Genomic DNA, 22676 nt, shown 5'->3' with positions numbered 1-22676 from the left:
GCTGCGACGGATCCGGCTCGGGCCCTGGCTCGCTTCGACGCGCGGCGCTCAGGCGGGCCAGGCCTCGGCGATCTCCTGGCGCACCTCGCCGAGCAGGCGCGGCAGCGCCTTCGTGCCGGCGATGATCGGGAAGAAGTTCGAGTCGAGCGCCCAGCGCGGCACGATGTGCTGGTGCAGGTGCTCGGCGATGCCCGCGCCCGCGATGCGGCCCTGGTTCATGCCGATGTTGAAGCCGTCGCACTTCGAGATCTGCTTCACGACCCGCATCGCGATCTGCGTGAGCTCGCCGATCTCGGCGACCTCTTCGGGCGTCGCCTCGTCGTACGTCGCAACGTGGCGGTACGGGCAGACGAGCAGGTGCCCGCTGTTGTACGGGTAGAGGTTCAGCAGCACGAACGCGTGCGTGCCGCGCGCGACGATGAGCGACTGCTCGTCGCTCATCCCGGGGGCGCGGCAGAACGGGCACGAGTGCTCGTCGGGCTGCTGGCCGTGCTGGATGTACACCAGCCGGTGCGGGGTCCAGAGGCGCTGGAACGCATCGGGAACGCCGGCGAGGTCGGCCGCGGCATCCGTCGGCACGCCCTCGAACTCGTCGGGCTGGTACGCGCTCATGCGAACAGGTCGTCGCGAGTGACGACCTGGCGACGCTCCACGATGACCTGCTTGATGCGCTCGACCGCCTCGGCGATCGCGACGCCGTTCTCCTGGGTGCCGTCGCGGAAGCGGAAGCTGACCGTCTCGCCCGAGCGGTCGTTGTCGCCGGCGATGAGCTGGATCGGCACCTTCTGGGTGGTGTGCGTGCGGATCTTCTTCTGCATGCGGTCGTCGCTCACGTCGAGCTCGGCGCGAACGCCGGCGCCCTTCAGCTGCTCGATGATCGCGCCGAGGTAGGGCGCGAAGTCCTCGGCGACGGGGATGCCCACGACCTGCACGGGAGCGAGCCACACCGGGAACGCACCGGCGTAGTGCTCGATCAGCACACCGAAGAAGCGCTCGATCGAGCCGAACTTCGCGGAGTGGATCATGACCGGCTGCTGGTGCGTGCCGTCGGCAGCGGTGTACTCGAGTCCGAAGCCCTCGGGCTGGTTGAAGTCGTACTGGATCGTCGACATCTGCCAGGTGCGGCCGATGGCGTCACGCGCCTGCACGGAGATCTTCGGGCCGTAGAACGCGGCACCGCCCGGGTCGGGCACGAGGTCGAGGCCGGAGCGCTCGGCGACGTCGCGCAGCACGTTCGTGGCGACCTCCCACTGCTCGTCGCTGCCCTTGAACTTGTCGGAGTTCGCGTCGCGCGTCGACAGCTCGAGGTAGAAGTCGTCGAGACCGAAGTCGCGGAGGAGGCCCAGCACGAAGTCGAGGAGGTGCTGGATCTCACCGGGCGCCTGCTCGGGGGTCACGTAGCTGTGCGAGTCGTCCTGCGTGAGCCCGCGCACACGGGTGAGCCCGTGCACGACGCCCGACTTCTCGTAGCGGTACACGGTGCCGAACTCGAAGAACCGCAGCGGCAGCTCGCGGTACGAGCGGCCGCGCGAGCGGTAGATGAGGTTCTGCATCGGGCAGTTCATCGCCTTGAGGTAGTACTCGGAGTTCTCGAGCTCCATCGGCGGGAACATCGTGTCCTTGTAGTACGGCAGGTGACCGCTCAGCTCGAAGACGTGCCCCTTCGTGATGTGCGGGGTCGAGACGTACTGGAAGCCCTCTTCGATGTGACGACGGCGGACGTAGTCCTCCATCTCGCGCTTGACGACACCGCCCTTGGGGTGGAAGACCGGCAGGCCCGAGCCGATCTCTTCGGGGAACGAGAACAGGTCGAGCTCGGTGCCGAGCTTGCGGTGGTCACGACGAGCCGCTTCTTCGAGTCGGTGCTGGTACGCGCGCAGCTCGTCTTTCGTGGGCCACGCGGTGCCGTAGATGCGCTGGAGCTGGGGGTTCTTCTCGGAGCCGCGCCAGTAGGCCGCAGCGACGCGCATGAGCGACCAGCCGTTGCCGATCATGCGGGTGCTCGGCACGTGCGGGCCGCGGCAGAGGTCCTTCCAGACGGTCTCGCCGGTCTTCGGGTCGACGTTGTCGTAGATCGTGAGCTCACCGGCCCCGACCTCGACGTTCTCGTTGTCGCCACCGGTCGACGCCGAACCCTTGAGGCCGATCAGCTCGAGCTTGTACGGCTCGTTCGCGAGCTCGGCGCGCGCCTCGTCGTCGGTGACGACCCGGCGCATGAAGCGCTGGCCGGCACGGATGATGCGCGACATCTCTTTGTCGAGCGCCTTGAGATCTTCGGGGGTGAACGGATCGGCAACGTCGAAGTCGTAGTAGAAACCGTCGGTGACGGGCGGGCCGATGCCGAGCTTCGCCTCGGGATTCACCGTCTGCACCGCCTGCGCGAGCACGTGTGCCGCCGAGTGACGCAGGATGTTCAGGCCGTCGGGCGAGTCGATCGTGACGGGTTCGACCACGTCTTCGTCCGTGACCGTCGTGGCGAGGTCCTTGAGCTCGCCGTTGACGCGCATTGCGACAACGGAACGGTCGGTGAAGAGCTCGAAGCCGTCGGCCACCTGAATCCACTCCTTGAATCGGTCTACAGAACCCTTCAACTGTAGTCGCCGCGGCGCGCCCGTCCGGCACTTCGGTGCTGTCCCTGAGACGGCTCCCGCGTCATCCTTTTAGAGTTTTCCTCATGTATGACACATCGAAAGAACTGGGCTCCCGCAGCGAGTTCGACGAGCGCGTCGTCGAATTCGCCGACTTCGAGCCGGACATCCGCCTCGAGGAGTGGGCCGAGAAATACCGGATCGGCGAGCTGGTGCTCGGCCCGATCTTCTGGGCGCCGATCGACCACCTCTCCCCCGTGCACACCGTCGGCAAGGGACGCACCAACCTCACGCTCATCCGCCCCACCATCATGCAGACCGACGCCGTGACGCCGTATGCCGGCTTCGATCGCCGCGAATCGCCGACCCGCAACCCCGCGGTCTCCATCCACTTCGAGCCGGCCGCCTACGGCATCACCGGGGTCGGCACCTATGTCTGCATCTTCTCGGTGGAGTCCGGGGCCCCCGTGACGCTGAACGCGAGCGGCTATGCGGCATCCGGAACCGTCGTCGGCGCCGGGCCCAGGAGCGTGAGCGGCAAGCAGACCGTGAGCCTCACCCTGAAGAACCTGCCCGCCTACGGCGGCTGGGCCGCCATCGAGCAGACGGCGGGCGACTCGTGGGCCTGGTACACGACCCGCGTCACCTATCCCCCGCTCGTGTTCGAGCAAATGGGGTGATCGGACGACGACGAGAGCATCCGGAAACGACGAAGGCCCCAGGCGATGCCGGGGCGCCGAAACCTCTCGACGCCGGTGGCGGGTTTAGCAATCGGTCGTACTTGCTCCTTTAGCCACACCCGCTTTTCCCCTTGGCCCCTCGAACGCGCAAAGCGCGGAACGCGCGTCCCTTCTACCGGCCGAAGGCCGTGGCCCTGTTCAGAACGCGCTCGAGCCCTGCCATGCGCCTGCATTCTGGCTCACGCAGCGATGTCTTCATCCAGTCGTGCTGGCGCCGAACTCCAATGTGAACGACGTGCGAGCCGTGGCGTTGGAAGTGATCTGACTGCAGCCACACCCAGACGAGAACCGCGGCTCTTGGCCGGGGCTCTCGTTTCTCCTTGCTCGGGCGGGAAGTCGCGACCCTCCCTGCGGCTCGGGATGAGCCACCCTGCAAGAGCCCTGCTCGTGAGGTCGAGTCGACCGCGCTCACGTCAGGTGCTGTCGCTAGAGTCATTCTCGGTGTCCATAGCGTGAGCCAAGGCGGTCGTCGCCGCGGCCGAAGGGGGTTGCAATGACGGTTCTCTACCGGGCGACTTGGTCTGACAAGCCGACGTCAGAGCTTGACCAAGTGCTCGAAGGCCTGAAAGTGCGCATCGCCGCCTGGTCCCAGGAGAACTCGGAACCCGCGCCCCTCCAGACTGCGCCGACCGAACTGGTCGTGTCGCAGGACCGCCACCGCCGCGTCGACTATCGACCGATCGGCGCAGAGGCCTTCGAGGTCACGGTGACCGACCAGATTCCCGGCGATCCCGCCGAGTGGACGGTCGTGATCCGAGTGGTCGCGGACGACACCGGCATGCACACCTTGGTCGAGAACCACATGCAGTCCGATGACCTCACGCAGCGGGTGACCGTCGGCCGGCCGTGGGTCGTTCACGAGCTTCTGACGGTATCCAAGAAGCCGAGCCTGGGAAGCCTCACGCTGCTCACCGAGCCGTTGTCGATCCCGGCGAACGGCATGGACATCCTCGTCGACCTCCTGGCTGACACGAATCGTGTTCTGCCTGTGATCGTCTGCACACAGCCGGGCGGAGAACGCGGCGACGAATGGCTCTGGAACGCGGAGAAGATCGCGCGGCGCACAGAGGGCGTGGCTGTGGTCATCACACTTGACAACGCAGCCGTGACTGCATTTCGGAGCAGGCTCGACTGGCTCGCGATCTGGGGCGGCGGGGTCCGTGTCTACGCTCCGGGACGCGTCACCGCCGAGTCCGAAGGATGGCGGCACCGGTACTACCGCGGATCACTGTTCGATGAAGCGAGACAGCCAACGATCGACCGCATCGTGTACGCGGTAACCCAGCTCTCCGCTCGGCGCCGCGTTCCCGGGGTGTTCGGGTTGTTCGGTGAACAAAACGGTCTGCCAGCCAATGCGCTCGACGGCATGATCCCCGCCACGGATCTCGTGGAGGCGCGCGATGAGTGGGAATTCGAGCGCGAACTCGCTCGCGACGAGCACAGCGCCCTGCAGCAGGAGCTCGCCGCGGCCAACGGCCACCTTGCGCGGCTCAAGGAGGGATTGATCTCGCGCGGGCTCGCTGACGTGCTCTGGGGGACGAAACACGAAGACACGACGTCGATTCCCGACGAGGTGCAAGACACATCCGAGGCCACCCTCGCCGCGCAGACGTACCTAACACGCTGGCTCGCCTTGCCTGACTCGGCGGTTCGGGACCTCGAAGACATCGACACCGCCCCGAATGCGTTCGCCTGGGGGAACACCACGTGGCGCGGACTGCGGGCGCTTGCTGCCTACGCAGAAGACCGTGCAAGTGGCTGGGACGCTGGCGGCTTCTGGGAGTGGTGCGCATCGGGGCCGGTGCTGGGGTGGCCGGCTACGAGCAAAAAGCTCTCCATGACCGAGAGTGACTATGTCCAGAACACCCTCAGCCGGTCGCGGGAGTTCAAGGTTGACCCGCGAGTCGAGGAGTCGGGAGAAATCAAGATGCTCGCACATCTGAAGATCTCGGAGGGCGGGGGGCCCCTCGCTCCTCGCGTCTACTTCTACGACGACACGAACGGGGCGACCAAGATGGTCCACGTCGGTTTGGTCGGCCCCCATTATCTGGTGCCTAACAAGTCGACCAACTAGAGCACTCTGCAACCGAATTGTGCCCTCGTTTGAGCGACCAATTCGCCGACACCGCCGCCCCGTCCGGTCGAACAGTTTCCTCAACGACAGAGCTCCGAGGATCTGGTGATGCATGATGCAGATCATGCTCTGCCTCGTGCTAGAACGCCCACCGTGGCCGTCCATATCGCGTCAGCGGCGGCACAGGTCGCAGCTGAGGCACAAGCTCATCGTCCAGGGTCACCGACGACACCCCTTCAGCACTCGTCAGCGTGCGCGGCGAGCGTGCCCGCTCGCCGCGACGACTAGGGCGACGCTTGAAATTCTGGAGCCCCGGGAGAGCGTCGGACCGCTGCGTGCGTCACCGGGACGACGAAATTCGCCTCATCCGCCTGGACAATTTCCGGCAGAAGAGACCACCCGTATGTGTTTTGCGGCGACTTCTCGCTCCCTGCCGCCCATACTGTGCTCGTGGACGAATTCATCGCATGGATTGCGCCCGCGATGCCGGTAATTGGCGGAGTTGCGCTCGCCGCGATTCCTGGAGTCGCTGTGGCGCTCATTAACGAGTCATTGGCTCGGCGCCGAGAGTGTCGCGCGGTAAGGCGGGGTGAACCGCGCCAGTTCTTGGCTCTGCAAGGAGTTGCTACGGCTCTGGCTGACCTTGCGGAAGTGAGATCCAATCCCACCCGAAACCTGAATCGGAACGACGACGTTTCGGCACGATTCCGAATGTCATTGGCCTCGGCAAGACTGGCAGAGCCCCCCGGCAGTGAACCGCTGCTTCAGTGCCCCCAGCCCCGCTTGACCGGTACCCTTATAGCGCCTGGAATTTGGTACGGGTTTTCAAGTCTTGCTGGCGTCTTCATAGCCAACGACCGCACTATCCAGCAACCCGCGCTTTTCGACAAGATTCGAGTCAGCGGTCCCTGAGCATGTCAAGCGCCCCGTCAACTTCGGATGCCAAGTCGGAGATCTTCTCTTCAAAAGGCTCATAGCTCAACTCGAATTCCGCGAACACATTCAGCGCGTCATACGGAGAGGCCGCCTCAGCGATCCGGGTCGGGAAGCTGTCCCACTCGGCCAACATGGCACGTGTAACGGATGTTCGCTCACGTCGCAGCTCCTCAATCGAAATCGACGTTCCGACGAACGCGAGTTCGTAGAGCGGTACTGGATACGTCGAGTATGCGAGACGAATTACGTCGAGATTGTCGAAGGACTCCCCTTTGAAGACATAGTCGCCGACGAACCGGATCAAGCTGGCGATCCGACGAATTCGGTCCGTCACGTAATCGGCCAGAGCCACAGGAGATTCCCCCAGTTGCTCATCGAGGCCGCGTACCAGTTCGTCGGCCATGATGTCCTGCAGATCGAAACCGTAGTCGGGATGCGCTAGTCCGTCGTGTCGCTCGTAGGCTCGGCCCATTCGTTCATAGATACGCTCCATGGACTGTTCGCTATCCGGACCAAAGCCGATGAATGAAGGGCGCAACGATCGCAGCATTTCAGCCACGATGGAAAGAGACAGGTGGGCCGTTACGAGGAGCGAGCCGAGCCGGATCTCATCACGGTGATACAGCTCGTTGCGATACTCGTGGAGTCGATGCGCGATCGGTAGCACGTGAGGGTCCAGGATGCCCAGCCAGACGAGAAATTCCAACTTGGTACGAAACTGCCGATCGAGTCTCGACCGCTGAGAGCTGGTAAACGACCAGTTGATCAAGACCGTGCCCGTTTCCGTCTGGACTCTTTTCAGCTGACCGGGATCGGTGAGATCAATCGGCACCGGGGCAGTTTCGTTCCACCAGTGCGACTCGCCGTATCGGTGCGCTTGGAGTTCGTAGGAAATCCGACGAACCATCAGTGTCTCCATGGCACTGTCCAGCAGGATGATCGCAACGCGAAGGTCCGCAACCGTTCCATCGTCGATCATCTGTCGGGCAGTGAAGATCTGGGCGGCTAACATCTCTGCACGGGCGACCATGAAGGAATGCTACGAGCACAGCAAGTGATCACTGGCGAGCACGCCGGATTATCAGCGCGACACCTTGCGACCGCGGAGCCGCTCGACTGTGTTCTGCACAGCAGGGGCCATGAGTACGAACCCGCCTATTCCGTGCGTCCAACACGGGGTCAAATGAACCCGCCATTAGGGACTCTGTAGCACGTATCTAGCACGCGGCTCAGGGGAACGAAAAAGACCCCCGGAAATCCGGGGGTCTTGTGGTGGGCGATACTGGGATCGAACCAGTGACCTCTTCCGTGTCAGGGAAGCGCGCTACCGCTGCGCCAATCGCCCAAGGCGAGAATGGAAGTTCTCAGCTTGGAGGTGGATACGGGATTCGAACCCGTGTATACGGCTTTGCAGGCCGCTGCCTCGCCTCTCGGCCAATCCACCGTGTCTGGGTTCACCACCAAAAGAACAGGAATGGGGCTTTCGCCCCATCCTGATCAGAGCGGATGACGAGATTCGAACTCGCGACCCTCACCTTGGCAAGGTGATGCGCTACCACTGCGCCACATCCGCGTTGCTCGCATTTCTGCGTGCATGAAGACTCTAACTGATTCCCTGAACGATTCACAAACTGACGGGGTCCAGCGGTGGATTCGCGCTGATCACGGGCCGAATCCACCCCCGCATCCCGGGCGTGTCGAGGGGCTTCGAGGCTCCTCCGGGCCCACGCCGACCGCTCCGCCTTCGCTCGATGTGCATTCACCCTCCTCGGTCGGCTAGTATCGAGTCCGCGGTCACCTCGCGTGGCTCGCAAATCCCACATGGGCGATTGGCGCAGCTGGTAGCGCGCTTCCTTCACACGGAAGAGGTCGTCGGTTCGAGCCCGGCATCGCCCACGAAAGCCCCCTCTCCACAGGGGGCTTTCTTCGTTTCCGGGAGCTGCGCCCGTTGCGGGTCTCCGCCGAGCCGCGCCGACCGACCGTCGGGCCCCGTTGTGGCCACTCCCGCCGCCGACTACCGTGTGCCGTATCCACGCGTCGAGGCGAGGGGGAACCATGTCGGGCGAAGTCTCATTCATCGAGTTCGGGGCTGCGGATGCCATGACGGCACGCAGCTTCTACGGCAAGCTCTTCGGCTGGACCTTCGAATCGGGGCCGGGCGGCGACGGATACGCGGTCACCGGAGCCGGAGTCCCGGCCGGCGTGCACGGCGGCGATCCCGGCGCCGCCCCCTATGTCTTCTTCAGGGTCGAGGATCTGGACGCCGCGGTCGCTGCCGTCGAACGACTCGGCGGCACCGTCGAATCGCTCCCGGGCGCCGACGACGAGGAGACCATGGCGACGTTCGGCGAGTTCCGCCTGTGTCGCGACGATCAGGGGTCTCCGTTCGGGCTTCATCGGCCCCCACGGGCTTAGGGCGGGTCGCTCCGAGTGCCGGCGCCTGCTCAGAAGCGCTCGGGCCTCAACGCCAGCCGTACCGCTCGTCGAGCGCAGCGGCCACGCGGCCGTAACGCTCAGCATCGAGGGAGGCCGCCTCGCGGCGCATGCCACCGGCCCGCACGCGGAACACCCGGTCGATGCGCGCCCAGCTCGGTCGGCCCTCGCCGTCCCAGGGGCCGGTGCCGAGCGACACGAAGTCGCGATCGCCGTCGTGGGCCTTGCTGGTGAGCTGCACCGCCAGGTAGTCGCCGGCTCCGGATGCCGCGACGACGACGACCGGGCGGTCCTTGCCGCGCCCGTCGTTCTCCTCGTAGGGCACCCATGTCCACACGACCTCGCCCGGGTCGGGCTCGCCGTCGCGAGACGGCGAATAGCCCAGCTCGACCGCGCGGAGACGACGCGGGTCCACCTCGATCGTCGCGGACTCCCCCGCCTGCCCCGGAGACAGCGTGTCGGTCGAGATCGACGCAGGCCCGGATGCATCCGCTGTTCGCGTCGTGCCGCCCTGCTGAGGCCGCGACTCACCCGACGACCGGCCGACCGCCGCCTTGGACGAGCCCGACCCGAGCAGCGCCCCGACGACGCGGACGAGGGCGGTGAGGAAGCGATTGGTGTCTGACACACCGGCACACTACCCCACCGCCCTCGCGGTGATTCCGTCAGGTTCAGACGGACTCGAGCTTGTACGCGTCCTCTCCGTGGAGCACGGTGTCGACGCCCGCGATCTCGTCCTCATTGGTCACCCGGAAGCCCATCGTCTTCTGGATGATCGTGCCGATGATGAAGGCGAGCACGAACGAGTAGGCGAGCACCGTGAAGGCTGCGATCGCCTGCACCATCAGCTGGGTCGGGTCACCGCTGTAGATGAGGCCCGTGTTGTTGGCGAAGAAGCCGAGGTACAGCGTTCCGATGAGACCGCCGACGAGGTGGATGCCCACGACGTCGAGCGAGTCGTCGAAGCCGAACTTGAACTTCAGGTCGATCGCGAGGGCGCAGACCGCGCCGGCGATGAGGCCGAGCACGATCGCCCAGCCGGGCGTCAGCGATGCGCAGGCGGGAGTGATGGCCACGAGACCGGCCACTGCACCGGATGCCGCGCCGACCGACGTGGGCTTGCCGTCCTTGATCTTCTCGACGAGAAGCCAGGCCAGCAGCGCTGCTGCAGGGGCCGCCAGGGTGTTGACCCAGGCGAGGGCCGCGGTGCCGTCTGCGGCGAGCTCGGAGCCCGCGTTGAAGCCGAACCAGCCGAACCAGAGGAGGCCGGCGCCGAGCAGTACGAACGGCGGGTTGTGCGGAACGTGGGCGCCCTTCGAGAAGCCGACGCGCTTTCCGAGCACGAGCGCCAGGGCGAGGGCTGCCGCGCCGGCGTTGATGTGCACCGCGGTGCCGCCGGCGAAGTCGATGACGCCGACGCCGAAGGCCTCCTGCATGCCGAACGTGGTCCAGCCGCCGTAGGCGAACGAGCCGTCGTCGGCGAGACCGAAGTTGAAGACCCAGCTCGCGACCGGGAAGTAGACGATCGTCGCCCAGATCGCGGCGAAGATCATCCAGGCGCCGAACTTCGCGCGGTCGGCGATGGCACCCGAGATGAGCGCGACCGTGATGATCGCGAACGTTGCCTGGAAGGCCACGAACGCGAGCGGCGGGTACGCGGCGCCCTCGGGCGTCTCGAGCAGGCTCGTCAGGCCGATTGCCGACCAGTCGATGGACCAGGGGGCGACGAGACCCTCAGAACCGGGGAATGCGATGGCGTAGCCGTACAGCACCCAGAGGACGCCGATGAGGCCGATCGCACCGAAGCTCATCATCATCATGCTGATGACGCTCTTCGCCTTGACGAGCCCGCCGTAGAAGAATGCGAGTCCGGGGGTCATGAGCAGCACCAGGGCCGCCATGATCAATAGGAACGCGGTGTTGCCTTGATCCATCTCGAACCTCTCTCAGGAATACAGGCGGGGGAACCTGTGTCGCCAAGTTTCACGAGAGGACGTTTCGAGCGGGACCGTCTACTGTTTCGCGTCTGTTACGTGCGGGGCCCGCAGGTAAACAGCACGTTTCGCAGCGCCGCTCAAGCGATGTGAATCGCGCGCGAGCGGGAACATGAGCTGGGAGTCAGTCGTGCGGGGGCAGTTCGCCGGTGGTGAGCGCGATCATGCGCGACATCGCCCGGAGGTACTTCTTGCGGTAGCCGCCCGACATCATGTCGCCGCCGAAGACCTCGTCGAGCGGCAGGCCGCTCGCGATGATCGGCACCTCGGCGTCGTACACGCGGTCGATGAAGGCGACGAGGCGCAGCGCCGCGTTCTGGTCGGTGAGCTCGTGCACGCCCTCGAGGGCGATGAACTCGAGGCCGGCCACGAGCTTCACGTACTTCGAGGGGTGCACGGTCGCGAGATGCGCGACGAGGTCGTCGAACCCGTCGAGCGAGATGCGGTGGCCGCGCTCGGCGAGGGCTGCGGCCGTGCGCGCGACGTCGGCATCGCCGGCGAGGGATTCGGCGTGGCCCTCGGTGTCGCGGCGACGGTAGTCCAGGCCGTCGATGCGGAGGGTCTCGAAGTTCGACGAGAGGGCGTGGATCTCGCGGAGGAAGTCGGAGGCGGCGAAGCGGCCCTCGCCGAGCGCGTTCGGCGGCGTGTTCGACGTCGCGGCCACGCGGGTGCCGCCGGCCATGAGCTCGCCGAGGAATCGCGTCATGAGCATCGTGTCGCCCGGGTCGTCGAGCTCGAACTCGTCGATGCAGACGAGCTTCGCGCCCCGGAGCAGCTCGACCGCCGGCTGATAGCCGAGCGCACCCACGAGGGCCGTGTACTCGATGAAGGTGCCGAAGTACTTCGGGCCGTGCGCCACATGCCAGAGGGCGGCCAGCAGGTGGGTCTTGCCGACGCCGAACCCGCCGTCGAGATACACGCCGGGCAGCTCGATGCGCGCGGGACGCTTGCGGGAGAAGAACCCGCCCGGACGCTGCGCAGCGCGCCACGCACCGGCGAACTCCTTGAGGCGGTCGAGCGCGGCCTGCTGCGAGGGGAAGTCGGGGTCGGGTCGGTACGACTCGAACGACGCGTGCTCGAACTGCGGCGGCGGCGAGAGCTCGGCGGCGATCTCGGCCCCCGAGATCGACGGGTTCCTCTCGACGAGACGGATGAGTGGCTGGCTCGATGCCGTGGTCATGCTGGAGGAGCTCCCGGTGTGCATCTGTTGCATCGGATGACAGGGCTTGTGACTTCGCCCCGCGCGCCGCGTAGATTCGTGGTGGACAGGTGATCAGCCTAGTCCGCTCCCCTCGAACCCCCGCCGACCAGGCGATCCCAGGAGGTACCCCATGTCCGCCGAGTTCGACGCCGCTGAGAAGCTCGCCGAGTACGCCCACCCCGAGCGTCTCGTCACCACCGAATGGCTCGCCGAGCACCTCGGCGAACCGGGGCTGGTCGTCGTCGAATCGGATGAGGACGTGCTGCTCTACGAGACCGGGCACATCCCCGGCGCCGTGAAGATCGACTGGCACCTCGACCTCAACGACCCGGTCGTTCGCGACTACGTGAACGGCGAGCAGTTCGCCGCCCTGGCCGGCTCGAAGGGCATCGCTCGCGACACGACCGTCGTGATCTACGGCGACAAGAACAACTGGTGGGCCGCGTACGCGCTCTGGGTCTTCACCCTCTTCGGCCATGAGGACGTGCGCCTCCTCGACGGCGGCCGCGATCTCTGGATCGCCGAGGGCCGGGAGCTCACGACGGCGGCCCCCGAGGTGACGCCGGTCGAGTACCCCGTCGTCGAGCGCGACGACAGTGTCGTGCGCGCCTACAAAGACGACGTGCTCGCCCACTTCGGCAACCCGCTCGTCGACGTGCGCTCCCCCGAGGAGTACAGCGGCGAGCGGACGACCGCACCCGCCTACCCTGAAGAGGGCGCCCTGCGTGCGGGCCACATCCCGACCGCGGCATCCGTGCCCTGGGCTCGTGCCGCGGCATCCGACGGCACGTTCAAGTCCCGCGCCGAGCTCGACGCGATCTACCGCGACGAGGTCGGCCTCGTCGACGGCGACGACATCATCGCCTACTGCCGCATCGGCGAGCGGTCGAGCCACACCTGGTTCGTGCTGAACCACCTGCTCGGCTTCGAGAAGGTTCGCAACTACGACGGCTCGTGGACCGAGTGGGGCAGCGCCGTTCGCGTGCCGATCGTCACCGGCGAGGCTCGCGGCGAGGCGCCCACCCGCTGACGCTGCGACGGGCGGGGCGGCGCGACGACATGGGAGAATGGATTCCGATGAACGCGACGACCCTGCCCGCACGGCTCGCCGAGACCCGCGACGATTTCCTCGCACTCGGCGTGCGCGACCGCCTGCAACTGCTGCTCGAGTTCTCGAACGAGCTGCCCGAACTGCCCGAGCGCTACGCCGACCACCCCGACCTGTTCGAACGGGTCGAGGAGTGCCAGTCGCCGGTGTTCATCTTCACCGAGGTCGCAGAGGGGCGCGTGCACCTGTACGCCACGGCACCGGCCGAGTCGCCGACCACGCGCGGGTTCGCCTCGATCCTCGTGCAGGGTCTCGACGGGCTGACCGCCGATGAGGTGCTCGACGTGCCCGCCGACTACCCGCAGTCGCTCGGCCTCGGCGAGGCGGTGTCGCCCCTCCGCGTCCGCGGCATGACCGGCATGCTCGGCCGCATCAAGCGCCAGGTGCGCGAGCGCGTCGCCGCATAGGCACTACGGCGCCTGCGGGTCAGCCCGCGATCTGCGCCTCGTCGCCCATGCGGGCTGCGCTCTCGGTGCGTCGCTCGAGCCACGACCGCACGAGCCCCGTCCACCGCTCTGGCTCGGCGTTCCAGAGTTTCGTGTGCCGGGCGCCCTCGAAGACCTCGAACTCGATCAGGTCGGGGCGGGCCGCGGCGAAACGGCGAGAGCCGTCGATCGGAACGAAGCCGTCGTCGACGCTGTGCATGAGCAGCATCGGCACGTCGAACTCGTCGGCCCGGGCGATCGGGTCGAGCTCCACGACGTCGATCGGTGCGCCGATGCCCGTGAGGCCGCTGCCGAGCGGTCCGCCGAGCAGTCGCACGACGAGGTCGCCGAACTCGGGCGGCAGGTTGTTCAGCTGTCCCTGGAAACGGAGGATGTCGGCCCAGTCGATCGCGGGTGAATCGAGCATCACCCCGACGAGCCGCTCCCGCACCTCCGCCGATCGCAGCACCGCCTGCAGCGAGATGGCGCCGCCCATCGACCAGCCCATCAGCACGATCTCCTCGGCGCCGTGCTCGACCGCGAACCGGGTAGCGGCGACCACATCGGCCCACTCCGTGCCGCCGAGGCCGTACCTGCGGTCTTCGCTCTCGGGCGCCTCGCCGTCGTTGCGGTAGGAGATCAACAGGGAGTTCCAGCCGGCGTCGTGCGCCGGTGGCACCGCGCGCAGCCCTTCGGGTCGCCTCACGCCGCGACCGTGCACCTGGATGACCCAGCGCGTCGAGTCATCCGTCGCCCTGACGAGCCATGCCGGCGCGGGGCCGAGCTCGGTCTCGACGACGACGTTCTCATACGGCAGCTCGAGTTCCCAGGGGCCGAGGTGGTACCAGCCGTTGAAGCGGCCGCGCGTCGCCCGGTCGAGACGACCGAAGTCGACGGATTCGATGCTGCGCCGCACTTCGCGCCCGCCGTCCTCGATGACGTCGCCGAGTCGGGCGTGACCCGCTTCGCGGTCGAACCAGAAGCCGTAACGGCCGCGCATGCGCGCCTCTTCGGAGCCGACCAGCGTGATCTCGCCCGCGGCGAGGTCGACACGCGTGATGCGCACGTCTTCTTCGCGCCGCTCGGGCGGCGTCACCACCTTGCGGGCGAAGAACACCGCCATGGCCGCGGTGGCGGCCCCGATCGTCACGGCGATGAGCCCGACGGCCCCAGCCGCGATCGCCATCGTGGCAACTGCACCAGGCTTTCGACGCATCCGTTTCCTCCCGAAGCAGTCACCGTGTGCCGGTGGCGCGGCGTGCCGCCGACGTCCCCAGTATCCGAGACTCTAGTCTGCACTCGTGCCCGACTCAGCGCCTCCGCTTCCTCCCGAGTTCGAGGCCGCCCTCGCGTCGCTCAGGGCCGCCGCTCCCAGAACCGAGCTGCGCATCTCGGAGATTCCGGCTCCGGGCTCTCTGGCGCCGAACGCGGTCGCCCTCTCCGCGGATGTCACGCCGAGCCGGCATGACGACTCCGAACTCGGAACCGGGCGGTTCGTGCTGCTGCACGACGAGAGCGAGCCCGAGGCATGGGGCGGCCGATTCCGTGTCGTGTGCTTCGCGCAGGCCCCCCTCGAGACCGACATCGGCCTCGACCCCTTCCTCGCCGACGTCGCCTGGTCGTGGCTCGTCGACGCCCTCGATGCGAGGGGCGCCCGATACATCGCCGCATCGGGCACGGCGACCAAGATCCTCTCGACCGGCTTCGGCGAGCTGGCCCGCCAGGGCGACGGTGCGCAGATCGAACTGCGTGCCTCGTGGACGCCGCTCGACTCGGCGATCGGCCCGCATGTGGAAGGCTGGGCTGAATTGTTGTGCATGCTCGCAGGGCTGCCGCCCCGATCAGAAGGGGTGACGCCCCTGCCCCGTCGGAGGACGAACCGTGGATGAATTCCAGGTGATCGAGACCCCCGCCGCCTTCGATGAGGCGGTGAAGCGGCTCCTCGACGGTGAGGGTCCGATCGCAGTCGACGCCGAACGGGCGAGCGGATTCCGCTACTCGCAGCGGGCCTACCTGATCCAGATGTTCCGGCGCGGCTCGGGCACCTTCCTCTTCGATCCGCCGCAGATTCCCGACTTCTCGGCGCTGCAGAACGCCATCCACTCCGAGGAGTGGGTGCTGCACGCAGCGAGTCAGGACCTGGCCTGCCTCCGCGAGGTCGGCCTCGACCCCGAGCGCATCTTCGACACCGAGCTGGCGGCACGGCTCCTCGGCATGCCGCGGGTGGGCCTCGCCTCGGTCGTCGAGGAACTGCTCGACATCAAGCTCGCCAAGGAGCATTCGGCCTCCGACTGGTCGACGCGTCCGCTGCCGCAGTCGTGGCTGAAGTACGCGGCGCTCGACGTCGAACTGCTCGTCGACGTGCGCGAGCGTCTCGGCGCACGCCTCGAAGAGGACGGCAAGGCCGAACTCGCGGCCGAGGAGTTCGATGCCGTGCTGCACCGCGCCGCGAAGCCGCCTGCGGCCGAGCCGTGGCGACGCCTCTCGGGAATCCACGCCATGCGCAGCCCCCGCAACCTCGCGGTGGCCCGCGAGCTCTGGCTCTCACGAGACGCGCTCGCGACCGAGCTCGACGTCGCGCCCGGTCGCCTGGTTCCGGATGCCTCGCTCCTGGCCGTGGCCCGAACGCTGCCGTCGACCCGGCGCGCCCTCGCCGACCTGCGCGAGTTCAACGGCCGCGCGAGCCGAACCGAACTCGACCGCTGGTGGGGTGCCGTCGAGCGCGGGCTCGCGACCACCGAGCTGCCGCAGGTGCGCGTGCCGAGCGACGCTCCTCCCCCGCCGCGATCCTGGGCGGCGCGGCACCCCGAGGCAGACGCGCGCCTCAGGCTCGCGAAGGCCGCGGTGACCGAGGTCGCCGAGCAGATGAACATGCCCGTCGAGAACCTGCTCACGCCCGATCACCTGCGCCGAGTGGCCTGGACGCCGCCCGCGGAGACGACGGCAGAGGCCGTCGGCGAGTCGCTTCGGGCCCTCGGAGCGCGCGAGTGGCAGGTTGCCGCAACCTCACAGAGAATCGCTGCTGCTTTTGTCGAGGCGGCACAATCCGTCGAAGACGCCACCTCCGACGCTTCGTAGATTCCGTCAAGCGATTCAGCGCCTCCGCAGCGGCGTTCGTAGGATCGAAGCATCCTGACCGAAAGTGAGCTGCAGCGTGGCTGATCAAGCTGAAGTCGTATTCGTCGACGGGGTCCGCACCCCGTTCGGCAAGGCCGGCGACAAGGGCATGTACTGGAACACCCGGGCCGATGACCTCGTCGTGAAGGCGATCGTCGGACTCCTCGAGCGCAACCCGAACATCCCGAAGGACCGCATCGACGACGTCGCCATCGCCGCGACGACCCAGACCGGCGACCAGGGCCTGACCCTCGGCCGAACGGCCGCGATCCTCGCCGGACTCCCGAAGACCGTCCCCGGCTTCTCGATCGACCGCATGTGCGCGGGCGCCATGACGGCCGCCGCGATGATGTCCGGCTCGATCGGCTTCGGCATGTACGACCTCGCCATCGCCGGCGGCGTCGAGCACATGGGCCACCACCCCATGGGCTCGGGCGTCGACCCCAACCCGCGATTCCTCAGCGAGCGTCTCGTCGGCGAAGACGCCCTCGTGATGGGCGCCACCGCCGAGCGCATCCACGACCGGTTCCCGCAGCTCACGAAGGAGCGCAGCGACCGCTTCGCCCTCGCGAGCCAGCAGAAGACCGCAGCGGCCTACGCCGCAGGCAAGATCCAGCAGGACCTCGTGCCCGTCGCGATCCGCACCGAGTCCGGCTGGGGCCTCGCCACGCGCGACGAGGTCATGCGCCCCGAGACGACGCTCGAGGGCCTCGCCGCCCTGAAGACGCCGTTCCGCCCGCACGGCCGCATCACGGCCGGCAACGCCTCGGGCCTCAACGACGGCGCGACCGCCGCGATCCTCGCCTCGGGCGCCGCGGCGAAGGAGTTCGGCCTGTCGCCGAAGATGAAGCTCGTCAGCTACGCCTTCGCGGGCGTCGACCCCGAGATCATGGGCATCGGCCCGATCCCCGCCACCGAGAAGGCGCTCCGCAAGGCGGGCCTCTCGATCGAGGACATCGGCATCTTCGAGATGAACGAGGCGTTCGCCGTGCAGGTGCTCTCGTTCATGGACCACTACGGCATCGCCGACGACGACCCCCGAGTCAACCCGTGGGGCGGCGCGATCGCGGTCGGCCACCCCCTCGCCTCCTCGGGCGTGCGTCTCATGAACCAGCTCGCGAGCCAGTTCACCGAGCGCCCCGACGTGCGCTACGGCATCACGAGCATGTGCGTCGGCCTCGGCCAGGGCGGCACCATGGTCTGGGAGAACCCGAACTACGACAAGAAGGCGAAGAAGGCCTGATGACGGACTACACGAAGATCGACTTCGACTCGCTCGCCGCCCTCTCCGACGACGAGGTCGTCACGCACTCGTTCGTTCGCGATGTGCCGATCTCGGGCGGCAAGACGCTCGCCCTCGTCACGCTCGACAACGGCCGCGACCACACCCGACCGAACACCCTCGGTCCGGTGTCGCTGCTCGAGTACGCGAAGACCCTCGACGAGCTGAAGGCGCGCGCCGCCGCCGGCGAGATCCACGCCGTGGCGATCACGGGCAAGCCGTTCATCCTCGCAGCGGGCGCCGACCTGTCGAAGGTCGCCGAGATCCCCGACCGCGACACCGCCCGCAAGATGGGCCAGCTCGGCCACTTCGCCCTCGGCAAGGCCTCCGAACTCGGCGTGCCGTCGTTCGTGTTCATCAACGGCCTCGCCCTCGGCGGCGGCCTCGAGATCGCGCTCAACGCCGACTACCGCACGGTGGATGCCTCGGTGCCCGCAGTCGCCCTGCCCGAGGTCTTCCTCGGCCTCATCCCCGGCTGGGGCGGCGCCTACCTGCTGCCGAACCTCATCGGCATCGAGAACGCCCTGAAGGTCGTCATCGAGAACCCGCTGAAGCAGAACCGCACGATGAAGGCCGACGACGTGATGGAGCTCGGCATCGCCGATGCGAAGTTCGACTCGGTCGCGTTCCTCGAGGACTCGATCAAGTGGGCCGACGGCGTCGTCTCGGGCCGCATCAAGGTGAAGCGCCCGAACGAGCCCGGCAAGGTCGAACGCCTCGTCAAGTGGGACGCCGCGATCGCGATCGCCACGAAGATGCTGAAGAGCCGCATCGGCTCGGTGCCGAAGTCGCCGTACGCGGCACTCGAGCTCATGAAGGCCGCCAAGAGCGGCACGAAGGCCGAGGGCTTCGAGCGCGAAGACGAGGTGCTCTCCGAGCTCATCGTCGGCGACCAGCTCCAGGCCTCCATCTACGCCTTCAACCTCGTGCAGAAGCGGGCCAAGCGTCCTGCCGGTGCGCCCGACAAGGCCATCGCGAAGAAGGTCACCAAGGTCGGCGTGCTCGGCGCAGGCTACATGGCGAGCCAGCTCGCCCTGCTCTTCGTGCGCCGCCTGCGGGTGCCGGTGGTCATCACCGACATCGATCAGGCTCGCGTCGACAAGGGCGTCGCCTACATCGGCGAAGAGATCGACAAGCTCCTCGAGAAGGGCCGCATCTCCCCCGATGAGGCCAACCGCCTGAAGGCCCTCGTCACGGGCACCACCGAGAAGGCCGACTTCGCCGACTGCGACTGGGTCATCGAGGCCGTCTTCGAAGAGCTCGAGATCAAGCAGAACGTCTTCGCCGAGGTGGAGCAGTTCATCTCCCCCGAGGCCGTGCTCGCCACGAACACCTCGTCGCTGTCGGTCGAGCAGATCGGCGCGAAGCTCGCTCACCCCGAGCGTCTGGTGGGCTTCCACTTCTTCACCCCGGTCGCGGTCATGCCGCTGATCGAGGTCGTGAAGACGCCGCACACCGACGAGGCGACGCTGTCGACCGCCATGGTCACAGCGAAGAACCTGCGCAAGAACGCCGTCATCACTGCCGACACCCCCGGCTTCGTCGTCAACCGGCTCCTCGCCGTGCTGCTCGGCGAGGCGATGCGGGCCGTCGACGAGGGCACCTCGTTCCAGACCGTCGACGAGGCGATCGCCCCGCTCGGACTGCCCATGGCACCGTCGGTGCTGCTCGACCTCGTGGGTCTGAAGGTCGGCGCGCACGTGCTCGACACCCACCACGCGGCGTTCCCCGATCGGTTCTACCGCAGCGAGAACCTGCACAAGCTCGCCGACTACGGCAAGCTGCTCGACAAGGACGACAAGGGCAAGGTCAAGGGCTTCGACAAGGGCGCACTGAAGATCGTCGCCGGCGGCAAGAACCCGCGCACGGCCGACGAGATCCTCGTCGCCCTGCAGGACGGCCTCGCCCGCGAGGTTCGCCTCATGCTCGACGGCGACGTCGTCGCGGCGGCTGAGGACATCGACCTCTGCATGGTCCTCGGTGCCGGCTTCCCGTTCCAGATGGGCGGCCTGACGCCGTACCTCGACCGGGTCGGCGCGTCCGAGCGCGTCTTCGGCGACACGTTCCACCACCCGACGGTCACGGGTGTGGGCGCGTAGCCTCGGTCTCCTCATCAGCAGCGGCCCCCGGCATTGCCGGGGGCCGCTTCTCTATGCTCGGAGCATGACGAAGTTCCAGTACTCCGTCGCTTCGAGCCTCGACGGCTTCATCGCCGACGACCGCCACGGGCTCGAGTGGCTGCTGCAGTTCGGCTTCGATGCATTCCAGGAGCACTACGACCGCTTCTTCGCCGATGTCGGAGCGGTCGTGCTCGGCGCCTCCACGTACGAGTGGATCCTCCGCGAGCAGCCCGACAACTGGGACTTCGGCGCCCGGCCCGCGTGGGTCCTCACGCATCGGCGGTTGACCGCGCCGCGGGGCGCCGACATCCGCTTCGCGTCGGGCGACATCCTCCCGATCGCCGAAGCCGTCCGAGCGGAGGCAGGCGAGCGGAACGTCTGGATCGTCGGCGGCGGCCCGACCGCCGCTCAGTTCCTCGAGGCGGGCCGGCTCGATGAACTGCTCGTCACCTACGTGCCGGTCGTCCTGGGCCATGGCAAACCGCTGCTGCCCGTCTCCACCGTGACGCCGCGCTTCACGCTCGTCCGAACGACGCCGTTTCCGAACGGCGCGGTCGAGCACGTCTACCGCACGGGCTGACGCCCTGCCGGCGTCAGACGCGCGGCTGCGGGCTCGTGTCGGTCGAGACGCCTGCGTCGGCGCCGGCGCCGCGCGCGTGCGGGAGCTTCGAACCGAGCACCATGGCGGTGACGTCGCGGGCGATGTGCTGCGGGGTGAGCCCCACCCGTTCGAGGATGTCGGAGCGCGATCCGTGGTCGAGGAACTCGTCGGGCAGACCGAGCTCGGTCACCGCCGTGTCGACACCGGCTTCGCGGAGGTCTTGACGGATGCGCGTGCCGATGCCGCCGACGCGGATGCCGTCTTCGATGCTGACGACGATGCGGTGTTCGGCCGCGAGGTCCATGATGCTGCGCGGCACCGGCACGACCCAGCGCGGGTCGACCACGGTGGCGCCGATGCCCTGTGCTTCGAGGCGCTCGGCCACCTGCAGACCGGTCTCGGCCATCGGGCCGACGGTGACGATGAGCACGTCCTTGCGCTCGGACTCGGCGAGCACGTCGACACCGTCGTCGGTGCGCCGCACGGCGTCGAAGTCGATGCCGACGGTGCCTTTCGGGAAGCGGATGACGGTCGGCGCGTCGTCGACGGCCACAGCCTCGCCGAGCTCTTCGACGAGCCGCACCGAGTCACGCGGTGCTGCGATGCGGATGCCCGGCACGACCTGCAGGATCGAGAGGTCCCACACTCCGTGGTGGCTCGGGCCGTCGGGCCCCGTGACGCCGGCGCGGTCGAGCACGAAGGTCACGCCCGCCTTGTGCAGTGCGACATCCATCAGGACCTGGTCGAACGCGCGGTTCATGAAGGTCGCGTACACGGCCACCACCGGGTGCAAACCGCCGAAAGCGAGGCCGGCAGCGGATGTCGCGGCGTGCTGTTCGGCGATGCCGACGTCGAACACACGGCTCGGGAACCGCTCGGCCATGCGGTGCAGTCCGGTGGGGCGCAGCATCGCCGCCGTGATGCCGACGAGTCGCTCGTTGCTCTCGGCGAGGTGCACGAGCTCGTCTGCGAAGACACTCGTCCATGACGGTGCCGAGGCGGTCTCGAGCGATTCACCGGTCTCGGGGTCGATCTGGCCGACCGCGTGGAACTGATCTGCCGCGTCGCGCAGGGCGGGTTCGTAGCCGCGGCCCTTGTCGGTGATCGCATGCACGATGACGGGCGCACCGTAGGCCTTGGCCTGCCGAAGCGCAGCCTCCATGGCGCGCTCGTCATGACCGTCGATGGGGCCGATGTACTTGATGTCGAGGTTCGAGTAGAGCGCCTCGTTGTCGGTGAATCGGCTGAGGAAGCCGTGCAGGCCGCCGCGCACGCCGCGGTAGAAGGCGCTGGCGGGGGCGCCGAGCTTGTCGAAGGCACGTCGACTGGAGAGGTGCAGGTTGCGGTAGGTCTGCTTCGTGCGCACGGTGTTGAGGAACCGCGCCATGCCGCCGATCGTCGGGGCGTACGAACGGCCGTTGTCGTTGACGACGACGATGAGCTTGCGCGTGTTGTCGTCGGAGATGTTGTTGAGCGCCTCCCACGTCATGCCGCCGGTGAGGGCGCCGTCACCGACGACCGCGACCACGTGGCGGTCGTCTTGACCGGTCATCTCGAAGGCCTTGGAGATGCCGTCGGCCCACGACAGCGAGCTCGACGCGTGCGAGCTCTCCACGATGTCGTGCTCGGACTCGGAGCGCTGCGGGTAGCCGGCGAGGCCACCCGTCTTGCGGATCGTCGAGAGGTCGCGCCGGCCCGTCAGGAGCTTGTGCACGTAGGACTGGTGCCCGGTGTCGAAGACGACCGCGTCGCGCGGTGACTCGAAGACGCGGTGGATGGCGATCGTCATCTCGACGACGCCGAGGTTCGGGCCCAGGTGCCCGCCGGTCTTCGACACGGACTCCACGAGGTACTCGCGGATCTCGCCTGCCAGCTGATCGAGCTGTTCGGGACTCAGCGCGTCGAGATCACGAGGTCCCGAAATGGTCTCGAGCAGGGTCATGCGTCTTGCCTCCGGAGGGTCGCGGGCAGTGCCGCCGAACGGAACGAGTCTACGCCGGGCTTCATGTGAAGCAGGGCAGACAAGAGGGCGATCGGCACAAGCCGACCGCCCCCGA

The 22676-nt window shown here is 67.4% G+C and carries 18 protein-coding genes and 4 tRNA genes; 11 read left to right on the top strand and 11 right to left on the bottom strand.

The features are described 5' to 3' along the window. Positions 1 to 48: 48 nt before the first annotated feature. Together BUR99_RS03275 and thrS are read right to left on the bottom strand one after the other, a co-directional pair. Positions 49 to 612, bottom strand: coding sequence for an HIT family protein (locus tag BUR99_RS03275; RefSeq protein ID WP_074258897.1), 564 nt, complete (start codon positions 610 to 612; stop codon positions 49 to 51). Beyond that, positions 609 to 2507 carry a threonine--tRNA ligase gene (thrS, locus tag BUR99_RS03270; protein ID WP_234980753.1) on the bottom strand — a complete coding sequence of 633 codons (1899 nt, stop codon included), beginning with the start codon at positions 2505 to 2507 and terminating at the stop codon, positions 609 to 611. The genes BUR99_RS03275 and thrS overlap by 4 nt, the downstream gene beginning before the upstream one ends. 167 nt (positions 2508 to 2674) lie before the next feature. Between thrS and BUR99_RS03265 the strand changes: the two genes are divergently transcribed. Together BUR99_RS03265 and BUR99_RS03260 are read left to right on the top strand one after the other, a co-directional pair. Continuing rightward, on the top strand, positions 2675 to 3268 hold the full coding sequence (locus tag BUR99_RS03265) for a hypothetical protein (protein WP_074258895.1): 594 nt from the start codon (positions 2675 to 2677) through the stop codon (positions 3266 to 3268). A gap of 553 nt (positions 3269 to 3821) precedes the next feature. After that, positions 3822 to 5402, top strand: coding sequence for a hypothetical protein (locus tag BUR99_RS03260; RefSeq protein WP_234980716.1), 1581 nt, complete (start codon positions 3822 to 3824; stop codon positions 5400 to 5402). Between the two features lie 898 nt (positions 5403 to 6300). Here the strand turns inward: BUR99_RS03260 and BUR99_RS03255 are convergent. The 4 genes from BUR99_RS03255 to BUR99_RS03240 all read right to left on the bottom strand — a co-directional run bounded on the left by BUR99_RS03255 (position 6301) and on the right by BUR99_RS03240 (position 7911). Beyond that, positions 6301 to 7368 carry a hypothetical protein gene (locus BUR99_RS03255; RefSeq protein WP_074258894.1) on the bottom strand — a complete coding sequence of 356 codons (1068 nt, stop codon included), beginning with the start codon at positions 7366 to 7368 and terminating at the stop codon, positions 6301 to 6303. Between the two features lie 240 nt (positions 7369 to 7608). Beyond that, positions 7609 to 7683, bottom strand: a tRNA-Val gene (locus BUR99_RS03250). 25 nt (positions 7684 to 7708) lie between these two features. Continuing rightward, positions 7709 to 7782 (bottom strand) — tRNA-Cys (locus tag BUR99_RS03245). Between the two features lie 57 nt (positions 7783 to 7839). Further along, positions 7840 to 7911: transfer RNA gene (locus BUR99_RS03240), tRNA-Gly, on the bottom strand. 250 nt (positions 7912 to 8161) lie between these two features. On the opposite strand from BUR99_RS03240, the gene BUR99_RS03235 reads away from it, so the two are divergent. Beyond that, positions 8162 to 8234, top strand: a tRNA-Val gene (locus BUR99_RS03235). A gap of 159 nt (positions 8235 to 8393) precedes the next feature. Beyond that, entirely contained in the window at positions 8394 to 8753 is a 360-nt protein-coding gene (locus tag BUR99_RS03230) for a VOC family protein (protein WP_074258893.1), read from the top strand. A gap of 46 nt (positions 8754 to 8799) precedes the next feature. On the opposite strand, the gene BUR99_RS03225 is transcribed toward BUR99_RS03230, so the two are convergent. The 3 genes from BUR99_RS03225 to zapE all read right to left on the bottom strand — a co-directional run bounded on the left by BUR99_RS03225 (position 8800) and on the right by zapE (position 11945). Beyond that, the gene (locus BUR99_RS03225) at positions 8800 to 9399 is read right to left on the bottom strand and encodes a type II toxin-antitoxin system PemK/MazF family toxin (protein WP_084183553.1); all 600 of its coding nucleotides are present in this window, start codon (positions 9397 to 9399) and stop codon (positions 8800 to 8802) included. Positions 9400 to 9442: 43 nt separating this feature from the next. Then, positions 9443 to 10705: an ammonium transporter gene (locus tag BUR99_RS03220; protein WP_074258892.1), complete on the bottom strand. Its 1263-nt coding sequence runs from the start codon at positions 10703 to 10705 to the stop codon at positions 9443 to 9445. 184 nt (positions 10706 to 10889) lie between these two features. Then, positions 10890 to 11945 carry a cell division protein ZapE gene (zapE, locus tag BUR99_RS03215; RefSeq protein WP_074258891.1) on the bottom strand — a complete coding sequence of 352 codons (1056 nt, stop codon included), beginning with the start codon at positions 11943 to 11945 and terminating at the stop codon, positions 10890 to 10892. Positions 11946 to 12096: 151 nt separating this feature from the next. On the opposite strand from zapE, the gene BUR99_RS03210 reads away from it, so the two are divergent. Both BUR99_RS03210 and BUR99_RS03205 read left to right on the top strand, forming a co-directional pair. Continuing rightward, entirely contained in the window at positions 12097 to 12996 is a 900-nt protein-coding gene (locus BUR99_RS03210) for a sulfurtransferase (protein WP_074258890.1), read from the top strand. A 47-nt stretch (positions 12997 to 13043) separates the two neighbouring features. Next, positions 13044 to 13481, top strand: a complete 438-nt coding sequence (locus tag BUR99_RS03205) for a SufE family protein (protein WP_074258889.1) — start codon at positions 13044 to 13046, stop codon at positions 13479 to 13481. A gap of 19 nt (positions 13482 to 13500) precedes the next feature. Here BUR99_RS03205 and BUR99_RS03200 read toward each other — a convergent pair whose 3' ends face one another. Further along, positions 13501 to 14685 (bottom strand): alpha/beta hydrolase family protein, encoded by a 1185-nt coding sequence (locus tag BUR99_RS03200; protein ID WP_234980715.1) that lies wholly within the window; start codon positions 14683 to 14685, stop codon positions 13501 to 13503. Between the two features lie 115 nt (positions 14686 to 14800). Between BUR99_RS03200 and BUR99_RS03195 the strand changes: the two genes are divergently transcribed. The 5 genes from BUR99_RS03195 (at position 14801) to BUR99_RS03175 (ending at position 20598) form a co-directional block, all read left to right on the top strand. Then, the gene (locus BUR99_RS03195; protein ID WP_074258887.1) at positions 14801 to 15388 is read left to right on the top strand and encodes a DUF3000 domain-containing protein; all 588 of its coding nucleotides are present in this window, start codon (positions 14801 to 14803) and stop codon (positions 15386 to 15388) included. After that, positions 15381 to 16577 carry a ribonuclease D gene (locus BUR99_RS03190; protein WP_074258886.1) on the top strand — a complete coding sequence of 399 codons (1197 nt, stop codon included), beginning with the start codon at positions 15381 to 15383 and terminating at the stop codon, positions 16575 to 16577. The genes BUR99_RS03195 and BUR99_RS03190 overlap by 8 nt, the downstream gene beginning before the upstream one ends. Positions 16578 to 16653: 76 nt before the next feature. Continuing rightward, positions 16654 to 17859, top strand: coding sequence for a thiolase family protein (locus BUR99_RS03185; RefSeq protein ID WP_074258885.1), 1206 nt, complete (start codon positions 16654 to 16656; stop codon positions 17857 to 17859). After that, a complete protein-coding gene (locus tag BUR99_RS03180) occupies positions 17859 to 19997 on the top strand; it encodes a 3-hydroxyacyl-CoA dehydrogenase NAD-binding domain-containing protein (protein ID WP_074258884.1) in 2139 nt (712 codons plus the stop codon). The genes BUR99_RS03185 and BUR99_RS03180 overlap by 1 nt, the downstream gene beginning before the upstream one ends. Positions 19998 to 20061: 64 nt before the next feature. Beyond that, entirely contained in the window at positions 20062 to 20598 is a 537-nt protein-coding gene (locus BUR99_RS03175; protein ID WP_074258883.1) for a dihydrofolate reductase family protein, read from the top strand. A gap of 13 nt (positions 20599 to 20611) precedes the next feature. Here the strand turns inward: BUR99_RS03175 and dxs are convergent, their stop codons facing one another. After that, entirely contained in the window at positions 20612 to 22561 is a 1950-nt protein-coding gene (dxs, locus tag BUR99_RS03170) for a 1-deoxy-D-xylulose-5-phosphate synthase (RefSeq protein WP_074258882.1), read from the bottom strand. Positions 22562 to 22676: the final 115 nt, after the last annotated feature.

Source organism: Agromyces cerinus subsp. cerinus (genome assembly GCF_900142065.1).
GTDB lineage: Bacteria > Actinomycetota > Actinomycetes > Actinomycetales > Microbacteriaceae > Agromyces > Agromyces cerinus.
The sequence above is the reverse complement of the archived record's forward strand: the minus strand, read 5'-3'. Positions and strand labels throughout refer to the sequence as shown.

Coding starts and splice junctions, on each gene's coding strand:
- BUR99_RS03260 (WP_234980716.1), top strand. CDS start 3,822: ATGACGGTTCTCTACCGGGCGACTTGGTCTGACAAGCCGACGTCAGAG.
- BUR99_RS03275 (WP_074258897.1), bottom strand. CDS start 612: ATGAGCGCGTACCAGCCCGACGAGTTCGAGGGCGTGCCGACGGATGCC.
- thrS (WP_234980753.1), bottom strand. CDS start 2,507: ATGCGCGTCAACGGCGAGCTCAAGGACCTCGCCACGACGGTCACGGAC.
- BUR99_RS03255 (WP_074258894.1), bottom strand. CDS start 7,368: ATGGTCGCCCGTGCAGAGATGTTAGCCGCCCAGATCTTCACTGCCCGA.
- BUR99_RS03180 (WP_074258884.1), top strand. CDS start 17,859: ATGACGGACTACACGAAGATCGACTTCGACTCGCTCGCCGCCCTCTCC.
- BUR99_RS03220 (WP_074258892.1), bottom strand. CDS start 10,705: ATGGATCAAGGCAACACCGCGTTCCTATTGATCATGGCGGCCCTGGTG.
- BUR99_RS03205 (WP_074258889.1), top strand. CDS start 13,044: ATGAACGCGACGACCCTGCCCGCACGGCTCGCCGAGACCCGCGACGAT.
- dxs (WP_074258882.1), bottom strand. CDS start 22,561: ATGACCCTGCTCGAGACCATTTCGGGACCTCGTGATCTCGACGCGCTG.
- BUR99_RS03175 (WP_074258883.1), top strand. CDS start 20,062: ATGACGAAGTTCCAGTACTCCGTCGCTTCGAGCCTCGACGGCTTCATC.
- BUR99_RS03200 (WP_234980715.1), bottom strand. CDS start 14,685: ATGGCGATCGCGGCTGGGGCCGTCGGGCTCATCGCCGTGACGATCGGG.
- BUR99_RS03230 (WP_074258893.1), top strand. CDS start 8,394: ATGTCGGGCGAAGTCTCATTCATCGAGTTCGGGGCTGCGGATGCCATG.
- BUR99_RS03265 (WP_074258895.1), top strand. CDS start 2,675: ATGTATGACACATCGAAAGAACTGGGCTCCCGCAGCGAGTTCGACGAG.
- BUR99_RS03210 (WP_074258890.1), top strand. CDS start 12,097: ATGTCCGCCGAGTTCGACGCCGCTGAGAAGCTCGCCGAGTACGCCCAC.
- zapE (WP_074258891.1), bottom strand. CDS start 11,945: ATGACCACGGCATCGAGCCAGCCACTCATCCGTCTCGTCGAGAGGAAC.